Annotated in this window: 2 protein-coding genes; both read right to left on the reverse strand. The window is 62.1% G+C overall.

Annotation, left to right across the window (positions count from 1 at the left end; genetic code table 11):
* Positions 1-84: 84 nt before the first annotated feature.
* On the reverse strand, positions 85-2,712 hold the full coding sequence (gene clpB, locus ACTNA2_RS07440; protein ID WP_154518122.1) for an ATP-dependent chaperone ClpB: 2,628 nt from the start codon (positions 2,710-2,712) through the stop codon (positions 85-87).
* 624 nt (positions 2,713-3,336) lie between these two features.
* Positions 3,337-5,637 carry a hydratase gene (locus tag ACTNA2_RS07445; protein WP_441049043.1) on the reverse strand — a complete coding sequence of 767 codons (2,301 nt, stop codon included), beginning with the start codon at positions 5,635-5,637 and terminating at the stop codon, positions 3,337-3,339.
* Positions 5,638-6,000: the final 363 nt, after the last annotated feature.

Raw genomic sequence — 6,000 nt, forward strand, 5'->3', positions numbered from 1 at the left:
CGGCGGACCCAATTGGATCCGCCGCCCTTGGCGTTTAGAGACGTTTAGAGACGACTGGCAGATTTTAAGGCATGGCCCAACAATCTACTCGGCGTCGGGCACCTCGTAGGTGGCAGACGGCGTGTTATCGCACACGACGGTAAAGGCACCGTCCTTGTCGACGTCAACCGTCACCTGATCGCCCTCGCGCACCGTACCGTCGATGATAGCGGCGGCGATGGCGTCCACGACCTCGCGCTGCACCAGACGCTTGAGCGGACGGGCACCAAAGACCGGGTCCAGACCGCCCACGGCGAGCATCTGCTTGGCCGCCGGGGTGATGGCAAGCGTCATGCGCTCCTTGGCCAGACGTGCGCGGACGTCGGCGAGCTGAATATCGACGATCTTTTCGATCTGCGCCATGCCGAGCGGATGGAACACCACGATATCGTCGATACGGTTGAGGAACTCGGGACGGAAAGTCTGAGCCATGGCCGCGTCAACCTGATGGCGCATCTCCTCCTCGTCCTTGCCCGAAAGATCGGCGATGGCCTTGGAGCCCACGTTAGACGTCATGATGATGATCGTGTTCTTGAAGGACACCTGACGACCCTGACCATCGGTCAGACGACCGTCGTCGAGCACCTGCAGCAGCACGTTGAAGACATCCGGGTGAGCCTTCTCCATCTCGTCGAGCAAGATCACGGAGTACGGGCGACGGCGCACGGCCTCGGTGAGCTGTCCACCCTCGTCGTAGCCCACGTATCCCGGGGGCGCACCGATCAGACGCTGGACGCTGAACTTCTCCATGTACTCGGACATGTCGATACGCACGAGCGCGCGCTCGTCGTCGAACAGGCACTCGGCAAGTGCCTTGGCGAGCTCGGTCTTGCCCACGCCGGTGGGGCCCAGGAAGAAGAAGCTGCCGATGGGCTTGTCCGGATCGGAGAGGCCCGCACGGCTGCGGCGCACAGCCGCGGCGACGGCGGAGACGGCCTCGTCCTGGCCGATGACGCGCTTATGCAGCTCGCCTTCCAAGCCCTTCAGCTTGTCGAGCTCACCCTGCATCATCTTGGAGACGGGCACACCGGTCCAGGCGCTCACGACCTCGGCGATCTCGTCGGAGGTCACCTGCTCGTTGAGGCCTTCACCGTCCTGCTGCTTTTGTGCCTCGAGCGCGGCCTCGGAATCCTGAATCTGCTGCTGCAGACCCGGAATCACGGAGTAACGCAGCTCGGACGCACGGCCCAAGTCTCCGTTGCGCGTCGCACGTTCCTCTTCGCTCTTGGCCTCATCGAGCTGGCCCTTGAGCTCCTGCACATGGTCGATGGCGTTCTTTTGGTTGAGCCAACCGGCCTTTTGCACGTTGAGCTTTTCCTGGACCTCGGCGATTTCCTGGCGCAGGGTCTCCAGACGCTCCTTGGAGGCGTCGTCGGTCTCCTTCATGAGCGCCTGTTCCTCAATCTGCAACTGGGTGAGCTGACGCGTGGTGGCGTCGATCTCGACCGGCATGCTGTCGAGCTCCATGCGCAGGCGGCTTGCGGCCTCATCGACCAGGTCGATGGCCTTGTCGGGCAGGAAGCGGTCGGCGATGTAACGATCGGAGAGGTCGGCGGCGGCCACGAGCGCGCTATCGGTAATGTGCACGCCGTGGAAGATCTCGTACTTCTCCTTGAGGCCACGCAGAATCGAGATGGTGTCCTCGACGGTAGGCTCGCTCACCATAACGGTCTGGAAACGACGGGCGAGCGCCGCGTCCTTCTCGATGTACTTGCGGTATTCGTCGAGCGTGGTCGCACCGATCGCGTGCAGGTCGCCGCGGGCGAGCGCCGGTTTGAGGATGTTGCCGGCGTCCATGGAGCCCTCGGTGGCACCCGCGCCCACAATGGTGTGGAGCTCATCGATGAACAGGATGACCTTGCCTTCGGACTTTTGCACTTCCTTGAGCACGGCCTTCAAGCGGTCCTCGAACTCGCCGCGGTACTTGGCACCGGCGACCAGCGCGCTCATGTCGAGCTCGATGAGGTCGCGGTCGCGCAGCGTGCTCGGCACGTCGCCGGCCACGATACGCTGGGCGATGCCCTCGACGATGGCCGTTTTACCGACACCCGGCTCACCGATGAGCACAGGGTTGTTCTTGGTGCGACGGGACAGGACCTGGATAGTACGACGGATCTCGTCGGTACGGCCGATAACCGGATCGAGCTTGCCGGCACGGGCCAGGTCGCAGATGTTGCGGCCGTACTGCTCCAGTGCCTCAAACTGGGTCTTGTCCTCGGCGGACGTCACGCGGTCATCGCCGCGCAGCTCCTCGTAGACTTGCTCGATACGCTCCTTGGTAACGCCGGCGTCGCGCAGCACGCGGCCCGCCTCACCTTTGTCCTCGGCAAGCGCCATCAGCAGATGCTCGGTCACTACGAAGCTGTCGCCCATCTTGGTGGCCTTTTTCTCGGCCTTCTCGATGACGCGAACGAGCTCGTTGGACAGGCCCATCTGCTGGCCCTCGCCCGAAACCTTGGGTGCGCGGTCGATGGCATCTTGCGTGGAGTGTGCAAGCTGGGCTGGGTCGGCGCCGATGCGCTCGATAATCACGGAGATATTGCGCTCGCCGGCACCGAGCAGGGCGGACAGCAGGTGAATCGGCTCCACCGCGCCGGCCTGTGCGTCGGCAGCTGTGCTCATGGCGGTCTGCAACGCCTCGCGCGACGTCATTGCTAGCTTATCGATTCTCATGGAATCACCTCTCTTGGGGCGGCCGCCCTACGGGGCGGCTTCACGTTGTCCGAGAAGTATTGTTGCCAGCTTTGTACGATCTTATACACAAATCTAAGTCTCTATATATAAGATTTTCTGAGTGATTAAGAGATAGGGAGCAGGCATGCTCACCCGCTGCGGCCTCGTCCCCTTACTATCTCAATATGTAACATCTAGCGGCTGTTTATGGCTCCAGATGTTACAAATCAAGATGAAATGACCAGCGGCACCCGTTTGTCTCAATCTGTAACATCTACTCGGCAAATTAGGGTCTAACTGTTACAGATCGAGACGAACAGAAGACACCCGAATCGAAAATCTAAATCTGTAACACCAGGCCCACTTTTAGCGGCCAAGATGTTACAGGTCGAGAAAAACCGAGAACCGCCACAAAGGTGCCTGTCCCCTTTGTGGCGGTTCTCGACAAAAAAGAAGCCGCCCCATTAACAGAGGCGGCATCAAGCAAGTCTATTTATTAGCGTCCCTCAAGACCCAACGAGAACGCAGAAATGTAGCCCGGGGCTTACCCTTTCCCGAACGCGACCCTCGCGAAGCGCGTGAGCGGGCGGGAAAGGGTAAGCCCCGGGCGGACAATTAAGTGCGTTACTCGGCAGCGGCCTTGAACTTGTTGTAGTTGATCAGGCAGCCGGCCTTGACGATGGCACGCTCCTCAGCCGTCATATCGGCAATGTAGAGCTCAATCTGCTCGACCGTGCCGTCGGCGCGCACCACGTAGGCGGCGATGTTCTGCAGGTCGCCATCGAGCGCGGCACGGATACCCGGCACGAAGACGTAGTCGCCCACCTCAAAGTTGGGCTCGGCCTCCATCTGGAAGGGCACCATGCCCCAGTTCATCACATTGGAGCGATAGCGCTTGGTGGCGTACTCGTGGACGATGTTGGCCAGACCGCCAATCACGCGCTGGCAGCTCGCGGCCTGCTCGCGGGCAGAACCGTCACCGGGCTTCTTGGCATAGAGCATGGAGCCGTACTCGGTCGCCTTGGCATCGGCCGCGACGCCGGCGCCGGCCAGCGCCTCAAACACGCCGGCAAGCTCGGCATCGAGTGCCGCCAGATCGCCCGCCGCCTCGCCGGCAACGCGGCGCTTCTCCACGGCGTCGACCTCCTTGGAACGACCCACGTAGGCCGGATCGCGGCGGCTGAGCGTAAACTCTGCCAGGCCCAGCGGGTTGGAGCGGAAGGAGCTCGTCTCGCCCGAGGGAATGAGCTCGTCGGTCGTGGTGACCGGGTCCATGATCTTGGAGCACACCTTGAGCAGGATATCGTCGCCGAGAGGCTCCATCGCGGGCCACGGCTTGATGTTGGGGCCTTCGACCAGCTCGTCAGCAGGCTCGGCCTTGCCAAAGCCCCAGTACACGCGCTTTTTGTACGGCGCGTCGTCAAAGGTGTACTCGCAGGCCTCGTCCCAAGTCTCCTCGGGCAGGTCGGTCGCCGGCGTCAGGACGCCTCCGTTGGCGGCCGTCGCCGCAATGGAGCGAGCGTCCATTAGGGCCACGGCGCTCAGCTGACCATTGCCCGGCTTGGAACCCTCGCGGTTGGGGAAGTTGCGCGTGGTGTGGCGGATGGACAGGCCGTTGTTGGCAGGCGTGTCGCCGGCACCAAAGCACGGACCGCAGAACGCCGTGCGCACGATCGCGCCGGCCTCCATAAGGTCGTAGATATAGCCACGGCGCGTAAGTTCGAGTGCCACGGGCTGGCTCGTGGGATAGACCGATAGCGAGAACTCGCCGCAGCCGGTGTTGGCGCCCTTGAGCACGCGGGCAGCCTGGACCACGGAGTCGTAGTTGCCGCCCGAGCAGCCGGCGATAACGCCCTGTTGCACGTGCAGCTTGCCGTCGACGATCTTGTCGAGCAGGCTAAAGTGCGTCTTGCCCTCGCCGATCTTGGCGGCCTCGAGCTCCACCTCATGCAGGATGTCCTCGAGGTTCTCGTTGAGCTCCTCGATCTCAAAGCCGTTGGAAGGATGGAATGGCAGCGCGATCATGGGCTTGATGCTCGACAGATCGACCTCGACGCAACCGTCGTAGTAGGCGACATCGGCGGGCTTGAGCTCGCGGTAGTCGTCGCCGCGACCGTGCATGGCCAAAAACGCGTGTGTGTCCTCGTCAGTGGCCCAGATGCTCGACAGGCAGGTGGTCTCGGTGGTCATGACGTCGACGCCGTTGCGGTAATCGGTCGTCATGCTCGCGATGCCGGGGCCCACAAACTCCATGACCTTGTTCTTGACATAGCCCTTGGCAAAAACGGCACGGATGATGGCGAGCGCCACGTCGTGCGGGCCGACGCCGGGACGCGGGGCGCCCGTGAGGTAGATAGCGACGACGCCGGGATAGGCAACGTCGTAGGTGTCGCGCAGCAACTGCTTTGCCAGCTCGCCGCCGCCCTCGCCCACGGCCATGGTGCCCAGGGCGCCATAGCGGGTGTGCGAGTCGGAGCCCAGGATCATCTTGCCGCAACCGGCGAAGTTCTCGCGCATAAAGGAGTGGATGACGGCGATGTGCGGCGGAACGAAGATGCCGCCGTACTTTTTGGCCGCGGAAAGGCCAAAGACGTGGTCGTCCTCGTTGATGGTGCCGCCCACGGCGCACAGCGAGTTATGGCAGTTGGTGAGCACGTAGGGCAGCGGGAACTGCTCCATGCCCGAGGCACGCGCCGTCTGGATGATGCCGACGAAGGTGATGTCGTGGCTCGCCATGGCATCGAAGCGAATCTTGAGCGACTCGGGGTCGCCGGACGTATTGTGTGCCTGGAGGATCGAATACGCGATGGTGCCGCGCTTGGCATCCTCGGGCGTCTGCGTAATACCGCGCTCGGCAGCCTCGGCCGCAGGCACAACCTCGCTGCCGCCGCGCAGGTAGATGCCGTCCTCGTACAGCTTGACCATACTGTCTCCCACTCTGCCCAAAAGATTTGGGCGCATAGCATGCATTCGTTCAATATCGTGCCATAGAACGGTTGCGAGTGGGTTACGAATCTGCACGTTCACTTTATCTCGGTAAAGTACAGGACGAGCCCGATGTGGGTCAGCAGATTTGGTGCAAGAGCGTCCCTTTCGACTAGTCATTTAAGAACGTCCCCAATGACTACCAACGACTACCGCATCCGGAGCAAGGCAACGCCGCAGGTAGAGGATGGACAGACACTATGACCCAATCCGAGGGCACTAAAAAGATAGGAGCCCCCGCTCGTGACCGCGGGTCGGGGCTGCGACAATGATGTTGAAGTGCCATAGGCGCAGCCGCGCCGC

Origin of the sequence: Collinsella sp. HCP28S3_E9 (genome assembly GCF_052065455.1) — a bacterium.
GTDB lineage: Bacteria > Actinomycetota > Coriobacteriia > Coriobacteriales > Coriobacteriaceae > Collinsella.